The sequence below is a fragment of the Mucilaginibacter rubeus genome, assembly GCF_014643835.1.
Taxonomy (GTDB): Bacteria; Bacteroidota; Bacteroidia; order Sphingobacteriales; family Sphingobacteriaceae; genus Mucilaginibacter; species Mucilaginibacter rubeus.
Genome location: NZ_BMKD01000002.1, coordinates 795,485 through 815,300, shown reverse-complemented (window position 1 = coordinate 815,300; position 19,816 = coordinate 795,485). Strand labels below are relative to the sequence as shown.

Annotated in this window: 16 protein-coding genes; 7 read left to right on the top strand and 9 right to left on the bottom strand. The window is 43.2% G+C overall.

Annotated features, from left to right (window positions below; translation table 11 throughout):
• Positions 1–2 precede the first annotated feature (2 nt).
• Positions 3–2,666, bottom strand: coding sequence for a TonB-dependent receptor (locus tag IEX80_RS09965; protein ID WP_229701581.1), 2,664 nt, complete (start codon positions 2,664–2,666; stop codon positions 3–5).
• A gap of 65 nt (positions 2,667–2,731) precedes the next feature.
• The gene (locus IEX80_RS09960; protein ID WP_188832769.1) at positions 2,732–3,724 is read right to left on the bottom strand and encodes a FecR family protein; all 993 of its coding nucleotides are present in this window, start codon (positions 3,722–3,724) and stop codon (positions 2,732–2,734) included.
• A gap of 178 nt (positions 3,725–3,902) precedes the next feature.
• Between IEX80_RS09960 and IEX80_RS09955 the strand changes: the two genes are divergently transcribed.
• Positions 3,903–4,457, top strand: a complete 555-nt coding sequence (locus IEX80_RS09955; protein ID WP_176627696.1) for a dihydrofolate reductase family protein — start codon at positions 3,903–3,905, stop codon at positions 4,455–4,457.
• Positions 4,458–4,465: 8 nt separating this feature from the next.
• Here the strand turns inward: IEX80_RS09955 and IEX80_RS09950 are convergent, their stop codons facing one another.
• The 3 genes from IEX80_RS09950 to IEX80_RS09940 all read right to left on the bottom strand — a co-directional run bounded on the left by IEX80_RS09950 (position 4,466) and on the right by IEX80_RS09940 (position 8,647).
• Positions 4,466–5,053, bottom strand: a complete 588-nt coding sequence (locus IEX80_RS09950) for an RNA polymerase sigma-70 factor (protein ID WP_188832768.1) — start codon at positions 5,051–5,053, stop codon at positions 4,466–4,468.
• Between the two features lie 215 nt (positions 5,054–5,268).
• Positions 5,269–8,043, bottom strand: a complete 2,775-nt coding sequence (locus IEX80_RS09945) for a TonB-dependent receptor (RefSeq protein WP_188832767.1) — start codon at positions 8,041–8,043, stop codon at positions 5,269–5,271.
• Between the two features lie 280 nt (positions 8,044–8,323).
• Positions 8,324–8,647 (bottom strand): hypothetical protein, encoded by a 324-nt coding sequence (locus tag IEX80_RS09940; RefSeq protein WP_188832766.1) that lies wholly within the window; start codon positions 8,645–8,647, stop codon positions 8,324–8,326.
• Positions 8,648–8,913: 266 nt separating this feature from the next.
• On the opposite strand from IEX80_RS09940, the gene IEX80_RS09935 reads away from it, so the two are divergent.
• Together IEX80_RS09935 and rlmF are read left to right on the top strand one after the other, a co-directional pair.
• Positions 8,914–9,384: a pyrophosphohydrolase domain-containing protein gene (locus tag IEX80_RS09935; RefSeq protein ID WP_217633138.1), complete on the top strand. Its 471-nt coding sequence runs from the start codon at positions 8,914–8,916 to the stop codon at positions 9,382–9,384.
• Between the two features lie 26 nt (positions 9,385–9,410).
• Positions 9,411–10,373 carry a 23S rRNA (adenine(1618)-N(6))-methyltransferase RlmF gene (rlmF, locus tag IEX80_RS09930; RefSeq protein WP_229701580.1) on the top strand — a complete coding sequence of 321 codons (963 nt, stop codon included), beginning with the start codon at positions 9,411–9,413 and terminating at the stop codon, positions 10,371–10,373.
• Between the two features lie 107 nt (positions 10,374–10,480).
• Here rlmF and IEX80_RS09925 read toward each other — a convergent pair whose 3' ends face one another.
• Complete coding sequence (locus tag IEX80_RS09925; RefSeq protein WP_188832765.1) at positions 10,481–11,629, bottom strand: acyltransferase family protein; 1,149 nt, start codon at positions 11,627–11,629, stop codon at positions 10,481–10,483.
• A 196-nt stretch (positions 11,630–11,825) separates the two neighbouring features.
• Between IEX80_RS09925 and IEX80_RS09920 the strand changes: the two genes are divergently transcribed.
• The 4 genes from IEX80_RS09920 to IEX80_RS09905 all read left to right on the top strand — a co-directional run bounded on the left by IEX80_RS09920 (position 11,826) and on the right by IEX80_RS09905 (position 14,546).
• Complete coding sequence (locus IEX80_RS09920) at positions 11,826–12,503, top strand: pseudouridine synthase (protein ID WP_090526328.1); 678 nt, start codon at positions 11,826–11,828, stop codon at positions 12,501–12,503.
• A 54-nt stretch (positions 12,504–12,557) separates the two neighbouring features.
• Complete coding sequence (locus tag IEX80_RS09915) at positions 12,558–12,827, top strand: hypothetical protein (RefSeq protein ID WP_090526329.1); 270 nt, start codon at positions 12,558–12,560, stop codon at positions 12,825–12,827.
• Positions 12,828–12,973: 146 nt separating this feature from the next.
• On the top strand, positions 12,974–14,275 hold the full coding sequence (locus tag IEX80_RS09910; RefSeq protein ID WP_188832764.1) for a DEAD/DEAH box helicase: 1,302 nt from the start codon (positions 12,974–12,976) through the stop codon (positions 14,273–14,275).
• Positions 14,276–14,297: 22 nt separating this feature from the next.
• Positions 14,298–14,546, top strand: coding sequence for a DUF1456 family protein (locus IEX80_RS09905; protein ID WP_090526331.1), 249 nt, complete (start codon positions 14,298–14,300; stop codon positions 14,544–14,546).
• Positions 14,547–14,655: 109 nt separating this feature from the next.
• Here the strand turns inward: IEX80_RS09905 and IEX80_RS09900 are convergent, their stop codons facing one another.
• From IEX80_RS09900 to IEX80_RS09890, 3 genes are all read right to left on the bottom strand, one after another.
• Positions 14,656–15,213 (bottom strand): CAP domain-containing protein, encoded by a 558-nt coding sequence (locus tag IEX80_RS09900; RefSeq protein ID WP_090526334.1) that lies wholly within the window; start codon positions 15,211–15,213, stop codon positions 14,656–14,658.
• A gap of 109 nt (positions 15,214–15,322) precedes the next feature.
• Positions 15,323–16,123, bottom strand: coding sequence for a hypothetical protein (locus IEX80_RS09895; RefSeq protein ID WP_176627689.1), 801 nt, complete (start codon positions 16,121–16,123; stop codon positions 15,323–15,325).
• A 379-nt stretch (positions 16,124–16,502) separates the two neighbouring features.
• Positions 16,503–19,598: a TonB-dependent receptor gene (locus IEX80_RS09890; protein ID WP_229701579.1), complete on the bottom strand. Its 3,096-nt coding sequence runs from the start codon at positions 19,596–19,598 to the stop codon at positions 16,503–16,505.
• Positions 19,599–19,816: the final 218 nt, after the last annotated feature.

Sequence of the window (19,816 nt, the reverse complement as noted above, 5' to 3'; positions counted from 1 at the left end):
GCTTAAAATTTAAAGTTATAGGTAACCGAAGGCACAAAGGTGAACAGGGTAGTACGCACAGCTTCGGTACGGCTTGCATCGGTTTTATTATCGCGAAAGAATATGCGGTAAGCGTTAGGATTGCCGTAAGCATTATAAAGACTGAAGGTTAGATCAGATTGAAATTTCGCTGTTTTTTTGAGTTGCCGGGTGGCTCCCAGGTCTAAGCGGTGGTAGGCCGGCATCCTGTCGGCATTTCGGTTGGTATAGTAGTAATAAGTTACGCCGTCAACCTGGTATTTGCCGCTCGGGAAGGTCACAGCATCGCCGGTATAGTAAACAAAGTTGGCCGAGAATGTCCATTTTTCGCTGGCTTTGTACATGGCTACAATGGCAATGTCATGGGTGCGGTCCTGCCGGGCATTGTACCACTGGTTGTTATTGATGCCGTCAATCATCCGTTCAGATTTTGACAGCGTATAGCTGATCCAGCCGCTAAGCCTGCCGGTTTTCTTCTTTAGCAAGAACTCGGCACCGTAGGAACGGCCTTTTCCGAAAAGCAACTGCGTTTCTATGGGTTGATTGGTGAACACATTGGCGCCATTGCGGTAATCTATCTGGTTTTGCAGCTTTTTGTAATAGCTTTCAACCGTAAATTCATAGTTGTGTTCGTTGAAATCCTTGTAGTATCCCACAGAGAACTGGTCGGCAATTTCCGGTTTAATGATATTAGTGCTGGCTACCCATTTATCCGTTGGCGAACCCGAATTAGAGTTGGAGATCAAATGCAGGTTTTGTGCATTACGGGCGTACGATGCCTTGATAGAACTCACATCATTTAGTTGGAAAGCTGCTGCAATGCGGGGCTCGGGGTTTATATAGGTTTTTACCTCCTGGCCGGAAGTGTAATGTTTAGAGCCTACGATGTTCCCGTCAGCATCAATATCATAATAATCGCCTGAGCCAAGAATGGTAAAGGCCGACAGGCGTACACCATAGGTTAGGGTAAAGCGGTCTGTTGCTTTCCAGGTGTTGGTAACGTAAGCGGCGTTTTCGAGGGCATACCTGTTTTGCAGGCTTTGAGATATAACGCCAGAGTTACCGGTTGCCGAAATTTCGCCCGGTTTAATGGTATGGTAAATGCTGTTTACACCAAAGCTGATGGTGTTTTTGCCGCCGGCATACCATTGCATGTCTTCCTTAAAATTAAAGTCGCGGATCTGCGAATAAATATTGTATTCGTTTACATCCTGCTTAATGTTAAGCTTATAGTCATAATTGCTGTAAATGAGCGAGGTGTTTGAAAACAGCTGACTGTTAAAAATATGGTTCCAGCGCAGGGTAGCCGTGGTGTTACCCCAGTTAATGCCGGCTATATCAGCAGCCTTAAGCACATCCTTTCCAAAATATCCCGAAACAAACAACCTGTCTTTATCGCCTAAAACATAGTTGGCTTTGGCATTAAGGTCATAAAAATAAAGCTGGCTTTTTTTTGCAATACTGTCTTTTGATAAGGCCAGGAAAGCATCTGCATAAGTACGCCGTGCGGAAATCAGGAAGGAAGATTTGCCTTTTTGAATAGGCCCTTCGGCATTGATGCGCGCGGCAATCAGGCCAATGCCGCCGCTTACGCCAAACTTCTGGTTGTTACCATCATTCATTTTAATATCCAGTACAGATGAAAGCCTGCCGCCATATTGCGCGGGCATGTCGCCTTTATAAATATTGATGTTCTTGATGGCATCCGAGTTAAAGGTGGAGAAGAAACCCAGCAAATGCGATGCATTGTATACGGGTGCCTCATCCAGCAGGATCAAATTTTGATCGGTTGCGCCACCGCGTACAAAGAACCCGCCGCTGCCTTCCCCGGCCGATTTGATCCCAGGCAGCAATTGGATGGTTTTGATTACATCCCGCTCGCCAAGCAGCACGGGAATGTTTTTGGTTTCCTGAATGCTGAGGTGTTCAACACCCATTTGCGGGCTCGCCAGGTCGCGTGCACCGGCAGGCGCTGCTTTAACGGTTACTTCCTGCAATTGCTGGGCATTGTCTTCCAGTTCGATATTTAAACGAAGGCTACCGGCTAATGATACCGGAACAACCGCGGCTTTTTGCCCCATGGCGGTTACCAAAAGCTCGTGATTGCCGGCAGGCAGCGTGAGCGAATAAAAACCGTATTCATTACTGGATGTGCCCGCGTTTACACTGGCCACCCGGATGCTTGCCCCGATGATCGTTTCGCCGGTTTGTTTCGATTTAATGGTGCCGCTTACGGTGTATTTCCCGTCTGCCGGGGCGACTGTCCGCTTTTTTATCTTAGTATCATCATATTTGATCAGTACATCATTATCCAGCACCGTAAAACTAAAAGGATGCGGAGCAAGGGCTTTGCGTAATACATCGCCTAAGGGTTGATTTTGGGCGTTGACACTGATCTTAACCGTGCTTTTGGCAACAGTTTCGTTATAGGTGAACCTTACGCCGCAGGCAGCCGTGATCTTATCCAAAGCCTGCTTAAGCGGTTCGTTGTTTATGGTTATAGTAACGGGTTTATCTAAAGGCCCCTGGGCTTGTGCTTTGCTTAGTGCCATCATTAAAAATAACAACATGCAGAGTGCCGTTCGTAAGGGTGTTCGCGTTATTTCGCAAATCAGCATGGAGGGCCATGCCGGTCTGTTGGTTTTCATAGTTGCTTTAAATTGTTGGTGTGGTTTGTTTTCCTTTTTAGGGATGATGTTTTAGAATAAAAAGGTTAATTGTTGGGTGGTAAAGGTTGCAGGAAATATTGGTTTTCGACGCGTTTCCACCGAAGGTCCATTACGGCGCAAAGTTTATTAAACGTTTTGTCGATAGGCTCATTCGTGTTGATATGACCGTAAAAACCGTTTTGGGTGATATCCGGCGTAAGGTTTATGCGGATACCATACTGATGCGACAGGTCGTCAACCACGGTTTGCAGGGACACCCCGTCATAACTGAACAAACCGGTACGTTGTGAAAGGAATTTGGAGGCATTGGGATAATTTTCTTTAATTAATGATCTGTCAGCCTTGTTATACAAGGCCCGTTGGTTAAGTACCATAATGGCTTGCTGGCTTTTGGGTAGGTTATGCTCCTGCACCGCCACTTTTCCGCTGATAACCGTAACTTCAGAGATAATCTGGTCGGGATAGGCCTTAACATTAAAGCTGGTACCTAATACAACGGTTTTAAGCTGTCCCGATTGGATAACGAATGGATGGTCTTCATCATGCACTACATCGAAAAACGCCTCACCCTCCAATGTTACCAAACGTTCTTTAGTCCTGAATTTATCTGGATAACTGATGCGGCTGCCGGGACTAAGCCAGATCCGGGTACCATCGGGCAAACTGATTTGCCGGTGTTTGCCCGGAGCTGTAACCAGATCGACCTGTTTGGCAGGATCAATAACTTCCAATACCTGGTTTTTGTAAAGCGCGGCAAAGGTAACCAGTAATACCACAGCCGCTGCAGCAGCTATATTTCGCCATAAGGTAAATACCTTACGCGCAGGTTGCCCCGGTGTTTCCATTTGCGCGGTTATCTTAGTCAAAATACTTTCCCGCAGCTGTTCAGGATTTTGGTATTTCGAGGCCGATAACAATACTTCCTCATCATTAAAACCGGCATACCAGGTATCAAGCCAGGCTTTTTCGTCAGCACTGATGGTGCCTTGTTTTAATTTATGAGCGAGCTCCTTTACGTTGTAGGTGTTGTTTTCCATTGTGCCTGATCTTTCAACCTTTTGCACATATAGTCAGTGATGGAAGCAGATACCCTTAGTGGAAAATGAAAAATATTTACCGCTATCTTTTTTTTCTTTTTTGGTGAGATAAAGATCTGTATAAGTTATGCTGGTTGAAATTTACTAATTTTAAAAAAGTCGATTAAAAACCAATCAAATGAGAAAAGTAATCTACGGCATTAACCTGAGCTTAGATGGTTGCTGCGACCACACCAAATTTAGCGGTGGCAAGGATATATTAGAACATTTTACCCGACTTATGGATGATGTAGACCTGATTGTATACGGGCGTAAAACCTTCGAGCTTATGGTTCCGTATTGGCCGGATGCCGCAAAAGATCCTTTATCAACCAAAGAGGAAAAAGAATTTGCACAGGCATTTGACGGTATTGAAAAACTTGTTTTCTCACGGACGCTGACCAGTACTGACGATAAAAACTCTGTAATTACTCAAGCAAACCCTGGCGAGGAGATCCGCAAACTGAAGCAACAGGCTGGTGGTAATATTTCAATAGGAGGTGTGAACCTGCCCTTACAACTCATTGAACTTGGTTTGGTTGATGAGTTTCATTATGTTATACATCCCGTAATTGTAGGTGAGGGAAGAAGTCTGCTGGAAGCCGTAGGTTTAAAGGAAAATGTAGGCTTAAAACTAATTGAATCAAAGACCCTTGAATCGGGCTGTATCGCGCTTCATTATGTTAAAAATTGAAGCGTATGTTAACTGAGGAGTAAAATTAGCACCGGCAGAGAAATACCCAGCGATTGCCTTAACGAACTTAGCGCCTTTGACATATGCGCTTCAACAGTTTTTTGCGATATGCCCAGTTCAGCAGCTATCTCGGCATAGGTTTTATTTTCATCGCGGCTAAGCAGGAATACGATGCGGCATTTTTCGGGCAGAAGGCTGATGCTGTGGTTAAGCCGTTGGCGCAGTTCTTTTTCCTCCAGCCATTGAATAGTGCTGTCGTCTGTTTCGTGCGAGGTAAAAGCGAGTTCATCCAGGTGCTGTTGTTTCCTGTACTGACGATCAAGATGATTGATCACCTTGTATTTAATGGCTACCGAAAGATACGTAGCCATGGTATGTGTTAACTTAAGGCTTGCCCGGCGCTGCCAGATGCTTAAAAATACTTCCTGAACCACTTCTTCGGCTTCATGCTCATCATCTAAACGGTGATAGGCAACAGCAAAGGTTTTATCCCAATACCGGTTATACAGCTCGGTAAAGGCATCGCGGTTGTCGCAGGCCATCAGTTGTAACAACTGTTCGTCGGTGTGGGCTATGTGCTGGTTTGGTACAGGCATTATTTTATCTGCAATGCTATGTTAAATAGATTGCAAAATCTTATTTTTTTGAACCTATTTAACATGTTTTAACAGTTTACAAGTTTAGAGTTTAATCAACATATAAAGTTACAGAGCTATCAATATTTATGAATTTCCTCTAAATAAAAAAGGTCGCCCCACAATCGGGGCGACCTGTATCGAATCAGTCAGTTAATAGTTTTTCAGTTAATTATTTAAAATGTAAAGCCTACCCGGGCAAAAAAGCGGCGGCCGTTTTCGCCCATCTGTACAGCGTCAAACGGGCCCGATGGTTCGTTATTATATGCCCATCCTTTAGCGCCTTTTACGTAAGCAAGGTCAGGGTGAACGTTAAAAATATTGTCGGCGCCTATGGATACACGAACCGATTTCGCCACTTTGTAAGCGAAATACAGGTCGCTCACTACTTTGCCGCTGTAAATATATTGGTCGGGCAGTTGTGCCGAACCATTATCAGTTGGTACGGTAGGGGTGAGGGTTGTACCGTCGCCATAGCCATCAATCACAACTTTGCCAAAGTAAGTAAAGCGGGTACCTACGGTAAAGCTTTTGTGGCTAAACTCGGGGTTTAAGCTAAGTTTTTGAGGCGGGGCCGATGCCAGGATAAATTTCTTTTCGCGCTCGCTCAAAAATGTTTCGCGCAAGGCAGGGGTACTACCAAGTATAGGCGGGTAGTTTACCTTGTCAATCTTCATGGTTTGGAAATTGCCTGTAAAAAGCACCCTGAACCTGTTGGCGCCAATAGTTTTGTTGTAGTCAATAACTACGTCCAAACCTTTGTTGGTAGTGTTTACAGCATTGGCAAAAAACTGGGCAGAGCTTACATGCAGGTTTTTCAGGGCATTGGTAAATGTAGGGTCGAGGGTTTCGTCATCGGCACTGAACTGGCCAGAAAGCACAACGCGGTCGGTAACTTTAATATAGTATCCATCAACAGTAAAGCTTAACTCAGGCATTGGTTTAAAGGTAAAGCCTAAACCGGCATTTTTTGATTTTTCCTGTTTAAGGTTAGGGATACCTGCTGCTTTGGTGATAGGGCTATAGTTTGGCGCTATTTTAACTTCAGATATCACCGTACCCTGTACGTTGGTAAAGGTTGAACTGTAATTGATCTGCTGTAACGAAGGTGCACGGAAACCTGTACCCAATGAACCGCGGATGTTAAAGTTATCGGTAATTTTATAGCGTGTAGCCAGTTTGGTATTAAAGTTTGAGCCAAAGTCGCTGTAATGTTCATAGCGGTTAGCGAAATCGACCAGCCATTTTTTAGTGATATCGCCTTCAAGATCAACATATACACCTTCTACCGAACGGTGGGCATTTACCACATCACCGGGCTGATAGCCGGGGAAGCCCTGTGAGCCTGCCGCTTTTACGCCAGTTGGATCATAATTTTTGTAGGATGCCTCTTCGCCCGAAAAGATCTTATAGCGCTCGTAACGGTATTCGCCGCCAAAACCAAGGTTAAGGCCCTGCATTACATTGCCAAAATGTTTGTTGATGTTCAGGTTACTGGTGTTTTGTAAAAACTCCGATCCGCCGTCGTCAAAATTGGTTTTACCAGCCCCTAAAGAAGCATTAAATGTTTTATAGCCAAAAAAGTGGAACTTATTGTTACCGATATTATTGCTCAAATCCCAGTCCCAGGCATTGCCCAGGGTACCTTTTGCGCCTACGGCAATGGCAAGATCTGTATTATGGGTGCGGATAATGGGATTGTAATATGATTCGCCGTCGGGAGTAGTAAAAATAATGCCGCTTACAGGGATTATGTTACCACTGTTGTCAGTAGGGAAACGTTCGGGGCGACCAGAGAAATTACGGGTAAAGGCATAATCATCAGATGCTTTATAGCTATAGCCGCCAAAGCTGTATAAAGTTGTACGGGTACCGGCAAGAGGTGATTCATGGTTGAAAAAGAATGTGCCGCTCTCGGCCGATCCATCGCCATTGGCACGCCTGTAAGGGTTTATAGGCAATGCTTTGGGATTTGAGGTTGTGGTATCATGAGTTTGGCGAAAGGTTTTGCCGTTTTTGGCATAGTCGCCCGTAAAATTGATGAAACCACCGTTTTTACCAAGAGCCAAACCATAATTGGCATCAATGGTGATACCATTGCCATCAATAGCACCACCGTGAGGGTATTGAGAGGCAACAACACTTTTACCACTGTTAAAGGCGGGATCATAGTAACCAGAATAACCAACGTTGGCATTAAACACGCCGGTGGTTTTCTTTAAAACAAGGTTGATAACACCCGCAATAGCGTCAGAGCCATACTGGGCCGAAGCGCCGTCGCGAAGGATCTCGATTCTGTCGATAGATGCCGTTGGGATCGAACTCAGATCGACACCGGAGTTACCGCGGCCGCGCGTACCGAATACCGAAACGAAAGCAGTGGAATGCCGCCGTTTGCCATTCACCAATACCAGGGTTTGATCAGGTCCTAAACCGCGCAAAGTACCCAGTTCAACGTGGTCGGCACCATCCGAACCGGATTGTTTATTGTAGTTGAATGAGGGAGCCGAGTAGTTAAGGATGTCAGTAATATCCATACGACCGGTTACTGAGGCCGCTTTACCCACATTAACAATATCAACAGGAACCGCCGTTTCAAGTTTTACCCGCCCGGCAGATCGTGTACCTATTAATACTACTTCATTTAATTGGGCTATATCACCAACCAGTGTAATATCAATTTTAGTACGTCCGTTAATAGCAACTGTTATGGTTTTGTAGCCCGTATAGCTTATAATCAGTTCATCAGTTGCCGCTGCTGAAATGGTGTATATCCCCTTTGCGTTGGTGCTTGTACCTAAATTACTCCCTTTTATATGTACCGATACCCCGGGCATTGGTGCATTGCTTGCCGCATCGGTAACGATTCCGGTTATAGCTTTCTTTTGTGCTAATGTCAATAGGGGAGTTATGGTTAGCAAAACGAGGGTGAATAGTAAAATTTTCTTCATAAAACGGAGGTTATGGCTATTGAAATAATGTTAATTTTAACGTAAGTTAATAATTATTGAATAATTGTCAATATAAAAACAATTTTATTGGAAGATTTGTACTTTTGATTTGCTGTTTTAGTTGATTTGGGATGAAAAATATTGGCATTGCTGTATTTTTTTATGCCACATTGTTGAATTAATAAAAAAGCCAACTGCTGAAAGGTCTTAATCCTTAACAATTGGCTTTTTTGGATTTAAAAAAATGAATTGAACGTCTTTTTGTCGTTTGTTTTTTTAATTAAATGGCTTTTTCAGGCTCGGTATCTTTTGTTGTTTTGCTCGCAGGCGCTTTTGCGGGAGTAACCGATGCTGCTTCGGTTGCTTTTTTCTCCTTTTTTGCTTTGGGTTCAGCGGGAGCAGCATGTACTTCCGGACTTAATTTAGTAGCCAATATTTTTGCCAGGCTTTTTGCAGCTTTGTCGATAGCCTTTTTAGTTTTGCCGGCATCGGGGCCAAATTCACTTACCAGGGTTTCAATCTGGATTACTAATTTTTCTTTTAATTGCTTCTTAAGAATTTTGCGGGCTTGTTTAGTAGCGGCTTTATCTTTTATATTTTTCATGTGAATGGATTGGAGATCGGGTGAAGCACAGTTTTTTTCTGCGCGGTGCAAAGTTAGGTTAATATAATGTGGTTTTAATATTATGTTTATGTTAACAATCGCTATTTATGTTAAATTTTTATTAATTGATAATCAGTGCTATTAATTGTTGTTGCTTTATTTATTTTTTGTTTCATAACCTTTGGCCTAATACGGCTTATACTAATTTTTTGAAAGCCTTAGGGTTAATTCTTAACTTAGCCGTTTATTTATCGCCCTAAAACAACATGATCAAAGATTTAAGTGCATTAACCCAGGTAGCCGAATTTCATGCCACTTTTAAGCATCCTATAATTGAAAAACCTGCAATACCCTCAAGAGCACGCTGTGATCTGCGTATCGAACTTATTGCCGAAGAACTAAAAGAACTGCAGCAGGCTGTTAATGATAATAACATGGTTGAAGTAGCTGATGCCCTCTGCGATCTGCAATATGTATTATCAGGAGCGGTACTTGAATTTGGTTTGGGCTCAAAATTTAAAGAGCTGTTTGATGAGGTTCACCGCTCCAACATGAGCAAAGCCTGCAAAACAGTTGAGGAGGCCGAAAAAACCATCGAGCATTATAAAAATACGGCCAATACAGATGCATACTATAAAGAGATAGACGGCTTGTACCTGGTATACCGCACCTCTGACCATAAAACATTAAAATCTATCAATTATTCGCCTGCCGATCTGAATGGCATTGTGGGTTAATCATAAACTAAAAAAACACTATTCCATTGTCAGCACAAGAATCCAACCAGCCTCAGGCTAAAACCAATATGCACCCGCGTAATAAACACCGCGGGGGGTATGATTTTAAAGCATTGATCAAAGCCACGCCTGCCCTGAGGCCGTTTGTGCGTACCAATGAATATGATAATTTTACCATTAATTTTGCCGATCCGGAAGCAGTAAAAACACTTAATAAGGCATTGCTGCAGCATCATTACGGCATAAACTACTGGGACATTCCCGAAGGTTTTTTATGTCCGCCTATACCTGGCCGTGCCGATTATATTCATTATGCGGCCGATCTGCTTGCTTCTGTTAATAACGGTGTTGTGCGCAAAGGCCGGAAAGTACGTGTGCTTGACATCGGAACAGGTGCTAACCTGGTTTATCCCATAGTAGGTTTCAAAGAATATGGCTGGAACTTTGTTGGCTCAGAGCTCGACCTAGAGGCTATGGCATCGGCACAAAGTATTGTTGAGCAAAACAGCCAGTTAAAGGTTGCTGTTGAATTGAGACAGCAAAGCAAGAAGGCCGATATTTTTAAAGGGATCATTAAACCCGGCGAGTTATTTGATCTTACAATCTGTAACCCGCCCTTCCACGCCTCGGCTAAGGAGGCTGCTGCCGGTTCGGCCCGTAAATGGGATAACCTTGGTTTAAGAAAGGATAAACAGCCTATACTTAATTTCGGCGGCCAAAATACCGAGTTGTGGTATCCCGGGGGCGAAGCTGCATTCCTGAAACTGATGGCAGCCCAGAGTAAGCCATTTGAGAAACAGGTTTTATGGTTTACCACGCTGGTTTCAAAAAAAGAAAATCTCAGGATCTTATATAATACCCTTCAAAAAGAAGGCGTAAAAGATGCGCAAACCATCAATATGTCGCAAGGCCAAAAGGTAAGCCGAATTATGGCCTGGACTTACTTAACGCCGGAGGAGCAGAAAATGTGGTTGAACCCTGATTTATAGGATTAAAGGATGCTGTGATATTTAAACCTTGATTTGCCGGACTTTAGGATAGCCTTGATGCTTTTTAATTCATGGTTATCCTAAAATCCTTTCAATCAAGGTTCAGCTTACACTCTCAAAAATGTCTTCTTGGTATATAGATAATACAAAAACGCCCATTTTACCATTACGAAGCAAATAGCCATTACTACGATATTGTAAGGATCGCCTACTAACTGGCCTATCCATCCAAAAAAGCCTTCGGTTGTATAACTCCATTTAATAAAGTGGCCCGAAATATAAATCAGGATGGAGTTCATGCCTATCACCCTGAAATAAAATGCCCATTTCTGATAGCCTTTTACATCAATGATGAAGTAAAATAATGCCATCAGCAATAGGCTTAAACCGCCTACATGCAGCACAAATGAGCTTGTCCACAGGTTTTTGTTGATCGGGAAATCAAGGTTCCAGATTTGTGCGAGAATGAGGAAGATCACCCCCACAACAGCCATGGTAGTTACCTTGCGCATTTGCGTAACGCCGCCCTTTTTAAGCAACAGGCCGGTAAGGATGCCCAATATGCCGGTGCTGATGGCCGGGATGGTTGAAAAAAGTCCCTCAGGGTCGTGGATGCCTAAATACAATCTGCCCGGTAGTATGCTGCGGTCAACGTATGAGGCAAAATTGCCTTTCATGGTCAGGTCGCCCATAGGGAAGCCCGGTGCGGAGGTAAACTTAAGCAGCAGCCAATAGCCGATGATGAAAAAGCCAAACCAAAACATTTGCCAGCGCTCGGTACTATACAGGTAAATGATGTTGGCAAACATATAGGCAATACCGATACGGCCCAATACGCTGGGGAAGCGGATATCTGAAACAGGCATAATTTTTAACCCGTTGTTTACCACAAGGCCGAGCAACACTAAAATAAATGCCCTTTTTATAACGCGCAGCAGTAATTGCTGACGTGTTTTGCCTTTTTCCAGTTCGCGCCCCACAGAAAATGGAGTTGATACGCCTGCCATAAACAGGAACAACGGGAAGATAAGATCATACAGGTGAAAACCATTCCAGTCGGGGTGGGTGAACTGGTTGGCAATAGCGCTCCAGAATGGTGAACCGGTGGCTTTGGCCATGCCATGGAAGATCTCTTCGCCGCCCATAATCCAAAACATATCAAATCCCCGAAGGGCATCCAGTGAAAATAAACGGGTGCGGGCCGCGTTAATGTCGTCGGCCTGTTTAGCACTTGCCTGGTCTGCTGTGGTAGCCATTAGTTTAATTGTATTTAGGTGTGAACTAAAGATAGGAAAAGCAATACTATTTAAAATTATTTTTTTACATCAATAACTTTTAAAAGCTGTTTAAAAAGATTTGTTGAGGTATTTTAATGCGAAGTGCCCTACGGTAGAAGATTTCAGAAATAAATCCAAAATGCTGCCGTAAATTCGCAGCCTTGTAATTATGCCCATGTTAGAGATCATATACCGCGATGAACATCTGATTGCCATCAACAAGCCTCATGGGTTGCTGGTTCACCGGTCGCCCATAGCAGCCGATGCTTCAGAGTTTGCCCTGCAATTGCTTCGGGATCAAATTGGCATGAAAGTTAACCCTGTTCACCGTATCGATCGTAAAACCGGTGGGATCCTGCTTTTTGCTTTTAATAAAGAGGTAGAGATTGCCATGCAAAAAGCATTTATGGAAAACCAGGTGAGCAAGAAATACCTGGCCATAGTAAGGGGCCATACACCTGATGCAGAAGATATAGATTACCCACTGCGCAAAGAGAACGGCACTTTGCAGGATGCATTTACCAGTTACACTACCCTAAAAAGGGCAGAACTTGATATAGCCCTTGGCAAACATCCAACTTCAAGGTATTCATTGGTTGAGGCTGTGCCTGCAACCGGGCGTATGCACCAATTACGCAAGCACCTGAGCCATATTTTTCACCCAATTATAGGCGACCGCACCCACGGCTGTAACAAACAGAATAAGTTGTTTTTAGAGCAATGGGCAATGACAACCATGCTACTGCATGCATCGCAGTTAAATTTTAAGCACCCCATAACCGGTGAAGAAATAACGATCAAAGCCGCACTTCAACCCGAATTTACCCGGGTTATGGAGATCATGAGCTGGTAAGCCAGCCTTCAGGTAATTATTTAAACAAAACGGGCTTAATATTGTATTTGATAGATGGAAAAGTCGGTGATCTATGATCTGGATACCGAAGATGGTATACGCCAGATCGGCATTGAAGCGGTGCAACAGCTGATACCCGGTACACATGTGTATGCAACGGGCGTATTTAGGTTAAGTGAAGGGGAAACAGATCTTGGAGATATTGTTTTTGACGATCACATGCACGAATGGGAATATACCTGTATGGGAAATTTAACCCATCGGGAAGCTAAAAAGGTTGCGAGGTTTATTAAGCATAATTTTAAAACGGAAGTGGCGGAGTAGGGAACTAAAGCAAAAAATCCCCTCAAGCGGGGGAATCGCACATTCCCCCGTTTTTTTAGTCTGTTAAGTTAATAGCTAAGCAGATGCATATAATCGGTCCCCCGGGAAAATTTTACCGTATCTTTGCGCCTCAACAAAAGCAAACCATGATTGATCAGGCATTGAGTAACCTCGGCATAACTGCCCTTAACCCCATGCAGCTTGCCGCGCTTAGTGCCGCTAAAAAAGGTGATGTAATCCTTTTATCACCTACAGGCTCGGGGAAAACGCTTGGTTTTTTATTGCCTTTGCTTAACCTGCTTGATGCCGGTGTTTCTACAGTACAGGTGATGATCCTGGTGCCATCGCGTGAGCTTGCTTTACAAATTGAGCAGGTTTGGAAATCTATGGGTACAGGGTTCAAGATCAATTGCTGTTATGGCGGCCATGCCGTGAAAATTGAACGCAATAACCTTTCGCATCCGCCTGCAGTTTTGGTTGGTACGCCGGGGAGGATTGCCTTTCATTTGCGTGAAGAAAATTTTAGTACTGATACTGTACGTACGCTCATTCTCGATGAGTTTGATAAAGCGCTTGAGTTCGGTTTCCAGGAGGATATGGCTTATATCATCAGGCAGTTGCCCGTTGTTAAAAAGCGGATATTGACTTCGGCGACTAAGATGGATGAGATTCCTGCTTTTACTGGAATTGTTAAACCTGTTGAAGTGAACTTTTTAAGTAATGTTACTTCGGCGCCAGATATTAAACAAAAAGCGGTGATATCCGAAGCTGCCGATAAACTGGATGCACTTTTTGCCCTGATCTGTAAAATTGGTAATAAAGCAACCCTTGTGTTTTGTAATCACCGTGAAGCAGTTGACAGGATCAGCGAGTTGCTTTGGTACAAGGGGTTGGAGCATGATGTTTTTCACGGCGGTATGGAACAGGACGACCGGGAACGCGCCCTGTTAAAATTCAGGAACGGAAGTCACCGTTTATTGATCACCACGGATCTGGCCTCACGTGGGCTGGATATCCCTGAAATAGAATATGTGGTACATTACCAGCTGCCGCATAATGAGGAGGCTTTTTTACACCGTAACGGCCGCACAGCACGTATGAACGCTAAAGGTACATCATACCTGATGCTAACACCCGATGAAAAGTTGCCATACTTAAAACAACTGCCCGAGATTGAAGAACTGCCCGAAAAACTGATATTGCCGCCTGCATCGCCTTGGCTTACCTTGTACATAGCCGCCGGCAAAAAGGATAAAGTTAACAAGGTGGATATTGTAGGCCTGCTGCTTAAAAAAGGCGGGTTGGCAAAGGAGGACCTCGGTTTGATAGAAGTGCTTGACTACTCTTCGTACGCTGCGATCAAGCGCGATAAAATAGAAAGTGTAGTAAAGCAGGTAAAGGCCGAAAAAATTAAGGGCAAAAAGGTGAAGATGGAAATTTCGAGGTAATTTTGTTTAAAAGAAGAATACTATGAGTAATAACGATATCATGAAAAAGCTGAGGGTGGCAATGAAATTTACTGATGATGATATTATCAAGGTTTTGGCATTAGTTAATTTCAGGATCACCAAAGCCGAAATAGGCGCCATATTCCGCGCTGATGACCACCCCAACTTTAAACCCTGCGGCGATCAGATCCTGCGTAATTTCCTGAATGGTCTCATCATCTACAAACGCGGCCCAAGGGAGCCAAAACCGAAACCGGAGGCAGGGAAGTAAGGTTGTTGGAGGCAACTCCAACAACGGCAAGAATGAGTAGATTGGTTGGATTTCACAGGCAAGATCCTGACTTCCGAAAAATCCTATGAAATCCCGGTTCAGACAAAAATCAATGCCCTTCCACAGGCTTTTCCTGTATTAATCTGTATCTCCCTGATTTAATCAACTTTTGTTGCTGAGCCGAAAATGAGGTCCGGCCGCCAAAATCCTGTACCCAATAGGTTTTATATTCTGCCACGCCAACTTCTTTAAAGTCCGGGTTCATGAGATTGCGGCAATGGCCTTCACTTTTAAACCAGCCAGCCATCACTTCCGCAATGCTTTGCTGGCCCTGGGCTATGTTTTCGCCTATGGCAAAACTTTTAAACCCTTTAAATTTATAACCGGCGTATACTATGCGGTCTTCCATGCTGCGGCCGTCTTTGCTGTCGTGACTAAAATAGCTTTTGCGGGCCATGTCTTTAGCGTGCCCTATAGCTGCATCTTCCAAATCATTATTCCAGGTAAGGGGAGGAGCCGGCGGGAAATATTTGCTGCCGCAATTGCAGCCTTTCTGGCGTGTAGCATTAATGCTGTTTAAAAACTCGGTCCTGAAGTGTTTGCTGCTTTGGCTGTAGGCATTCGCAAACCAGAATAATGCAGCAAATAATACTATCAATTTTTTCATCTTAGTGCTTTGACAATTTTAAACGCCTGTGGTTTAAATTATTGTTTAGGCCGCCTGATAGCTGAACGCCAGCGACCGGTTTTCTTCCGCCTGTAAATGATAATGATGGCTACAACGACGAGAACAAGAGTGGTGCCGATGAGAACGACAATGACGTTATGTGCCTGGCGTATCTTAGCATTGGCCTGCGCCTGGAGTTTTTGGTATATACTTTTTTTTTGGCTATCGCCGAATCCTGCTTTTTGATCTTGATCGAATCGGCAGCAGCTACCTTGGCAATGCTGTCGACCGTAACCTGGTTAAGACTATCGTCCAAAAATTCATGGCGTTTAATAGCTACCGCAGCTTTATCATAATCGTTCATTTTCCGGTACAGTTCGGCAAAGCCTACCTGCACTATCGACTCTTTTTTAGGATCGTGGGTTTTGAGCGACAATGTTAAAGCATCGTTCAGGTCCTTCATACTGAGTTTATAGTCTTTGATGTCGCTTTTAATGGCTGCAAGCTCTATGAGCGAGTTGATAATATTAAGGGTATCCTTCCTTTGTCTTGATATGGTGTTCGATTGCAAAATGAACCATTTAGCCTGGCTGAATTTACGCTGTGAGCGGTAAACCTTTGCAAGCGCGTTAAAGCTTGTACGCAAGCCTAAAGTATCGTTATAAGTTGAATAGCTATGCAGGGCGAGCATAGTGTAATTAAGCGCCTCAGTTTGGAAATAGTATTTCATTCGCCGGGTTGATACGGTATCGTATCCTAAATAATGAGCAGCTATTTGGGTATAGATAGGGCCTTTTAACGAGTCGCTGGTAACCTGTAATTTTTGCTTAAGACTATCAAGCTCACTGGTGTGTGCGGATAATTTAAGCGTGGCTGTCAGAATAAAAAGTAAGGTAATAAGTCTCTTCATATAACAGATTACTCGAAAATACAATAATCCACTTGTAATTAGGCAAATAGCGTGCCTGTTTAAGATCACCGCCATGGGTGTTTGTGAAAGGTGCTTGGCTTTTTGTTTGTTTTTGAATTGTATGGGCTGTTTTTCAGGAGGATAGCCCTGGAAATATTAATTAACAAATGTTTGCGCGTTTTCCACACTGCCTGCTTTAATACATAAAGTTGTATAGAAAAAGAGATTTTGCACTATTGGGTATTTAAAATAGCAAGGATTTTAAAGGTCAAAAGTTGCCAATCGCAGAGCTTTATTCCATTAAAATCCTATGCTATTCAAAGCAGGGCCCGTGAAGGTTTACAAGGTTTTAGCTATTGTTGTTAATTGGAATTGATAATTAAAAACCATATCTTAAGCCTATCTGAAACTGGTAAGGGTTGCCGCTTAAATTGGATACCCCTGCATTTGTGTTAACCGCGTATGCGTATTGTTTTTTAACAGGGTCGAAGCTTTTAATCGTATAAATAGGAGTTGCACCCAGGTTATGGTTAACGCCCCATTCTTTATTCAATAAATTGGCCACGTTAAATAAGTCGACAGATATTTCAAAATACTGTTTTTTAAATAGCGTAACCCTTTTAATCAATCGTAAATCAAATACACCATAAAACGGGTTTACTCCTCCATTACGTTCAGCAATTTTTCCGAAACTTTTAACTATGTAATTTTTGGCGCTTTGCTCTACCTTAGGGTTGTTCAGTATCGCATCGATCCCGTCTTTTATGTATTGAGGTGTTGACGCTGCATTCGGATCGTAAATGTAAGCCAGATCGTTACTGGCCACAAAATCGCCGTTCACGTTACCGTTCACCAATAAAGAATACCTGGTGCCGCTTATCCCCGAAAATCGCAAGCCTGCGCTAAAGCCATGAAAGGTTGGCGAACTTCCGTAAGCAACAATCTTATTCCTGAATTGGTTATCAGAATAATTCATGCCGCCCAGGTTACGCGGATCATCTTTTACATACTGTACAAGCGTAGCCGTATTAGCAACGTTTCCGTTGTATGATGTATTGTCTTTAGTTTGATTCCATGTATAAGAAACGGAGATTTCGCCCTGTTTATAATATTTGTAGTCGGCATCAATAACAAAAGCCATCTGGTTAACTCTTCCCTTGCTTTCTAATTCCAGTACCCTGCCTACTTCAGTTGTTTTTCTGCCTTGTGTCCAGTCAGCCGAACCATTTGACGCGTTTATTGTATTTGCCGGAACATATACACCTCTGTTATCTTCGGCAGCAATACGGAAGTACGGCTGATCAACCATGTTTTTATCCAGATAAGTATAGTTGTTGCGGCCTAAACTTAAGTAGCCGGATGCTGTAACCCTGAAGTTTTGAGCAAAGAAGTGCGAATAAGACAAGTTGGCTTTGTAAACCGTTGGCACTTTAGCATCCTTGCCATTCATATTAATAGTAGCAAGCTTGGGTATGGTGGGGTTATTAAGTAAATCCTGTCCTGGTGCTGTTGCAGGGTCCTTGCGGTAAGCCGGAAAGTTAGGGGTAGGCACCTGGCTGCCGTTAAGATCAACACTTAAAATGTGTGAGCCATCAAACAGCATATTGTTTATCATAGAATAAGGGTTCAATGCCGAACCTAAAATGCCGCCACCTAACCTGACAATGTCTTTACCATTTTGCCCTACATCCCAGGTGGTTTGCAAACGCGGTTGAATTTGTAGCGTAGCCAGTTTGTTAGATGTATTTAAGCCTAAAGTTTTATAAACCGTAGGATTGAAATTTGCCTGGTCAAGGTAATCGGTGTAATCGATACGTACCCCGGCGGTTACTTCAAAACCCGGAAACAACATGGTTTGTACCTGGGCGTAAGCATTAGGTGCAAGTATGTTAAATTTAATGTTCCGGTTTGATGAGGTATAAATATCCCTTGCAAAGCGATAGGGTGTAAGGTTATTGAAATTAGTTAAGCCTGTAAAGTAAAAACGTCCATTGGTTTCGCTGCCGTAAATAGAATTTTGGTTGGTGAAAGTTAACCCTCCACCAAATGTAAAGTTATACTTGCCTTTGGTCCAGTACAAGTTGTCGGTTAGCTGTGCTACATTATTATTAAAATAGTCGCCGCCGTAACGTTGCCCTCCCAACTGTATGGCGGTTGAATAAGTGGATCCATCTGCTGCAAGCGAGGAAATATTCTGCACAATAGCGCGGGGAATATTATCGGCAGGTAACTGGCTGTTTGCAAACATCTTGTTGTACTCCCAGTAGTGCTGCACTTTCAGTTCGTTGGTTAAATTAGGGCTGAATATACTACGCAATGAGGCCATTACACTGTTATTTAAACTTTTGCGCGTGCTGTAAACTTCGTAGATGTTTATGGCAGTATTATCACCGTCGGATTGGTTGTCAAGGTCATAGATAAAGTTATCGCGGATGGTAAACAAATTTTTGGAATTAATTTGCCAGTCGACACGTGCAAAAGCAGCGTGAGTATTTTTAAATTTATCAAACTGACCAAACTGTGGGGTATTGGCAACTCCATATTTAGCCCTTGCTATGCTCAAAAAGTTATCTAATGTGGCCTGGGTTACATTGTTTCGTTTTTCGTCATCTGCAGATTGGATATTGGCAATATAAAGTGGCCTTGAATCTGCCTGATGATCCCACGCAATAAAGAATTGCGCTTTATCTTTAACAATAGGGCCTCCTAATGAAAAACCATATTGATAAGTAGAAAACGACTGGTTACGTTTTAATCCATTTAATCCAAATGGACTGGATAGCCAATTTGCACGTGCATAAGTGAAAGCGCTCCCTGATAATACGTTAGTTCCTGATTTGGTTACCGTACTTATTGTACCGCCGCCGACATTGCCATAAGTAACATCATATTGATTGGTAACTACCTGAAATTCCCTTACAGCCTCAAGCGAAATAGAGTAAGCACCGGTTGGTTGGCCACCGGCTATAGTACTGCGTGCCGCCATGCCATCAATGGTATAATTTGTAGCTGAGCCCAGCTGCCCGCTTAAGCTGCTTCCCGCGCTCAATGGAGATAAATCGGCCAGGGATGTGAAATTACGACCGTTTACCGGTAACTTGGCTATATCTTTAGCTGTAACAGCAGTGGATGAGCCAATGTTTTCGATCCTGTTACGGGTTGTGGTAGTTCTTACTTCAACAACATTGAGTTCCTGGATCTTTTCTGTCATTACAAACGTAACCTGTAGCAAGTCGCCCTGATTTAAAGCATAACCGGTTTGTTTTTGTGCAGTCATGCCCATAATTTCTGCCGTTATGCTATAAGGCGCGCCCAGCGGAAGCTCCTTTAACAGAAATGTTCCTTTTGAATTGGTTGTAGCTTTGATTACAAACCCGGTCGACTCATTTTTAACGGTAATGGTTGCATTTGGCAGGGCTTCACCATTCGGGCCGGAAACCTTCCCTGAAATACCGGCCAAATTGGTTTGTGCCATACCCGCCGTTATTAAAAATAAATTGAATATGCCCAAAAGGCACAACTTTTTAAAAAAAACTTTGTTTATCCTTAACATTTTAACATTTTTAGTTAAGGCAAAAATGCATCTGCGGTGTTAAGGGGAGGTTGGTGAAACGTTAAAAATTGATAATGTATTTCGGGGAATATTGATAAAGTTTCAGTATTTTTTGCTTATATTTAATATAATGATAATTT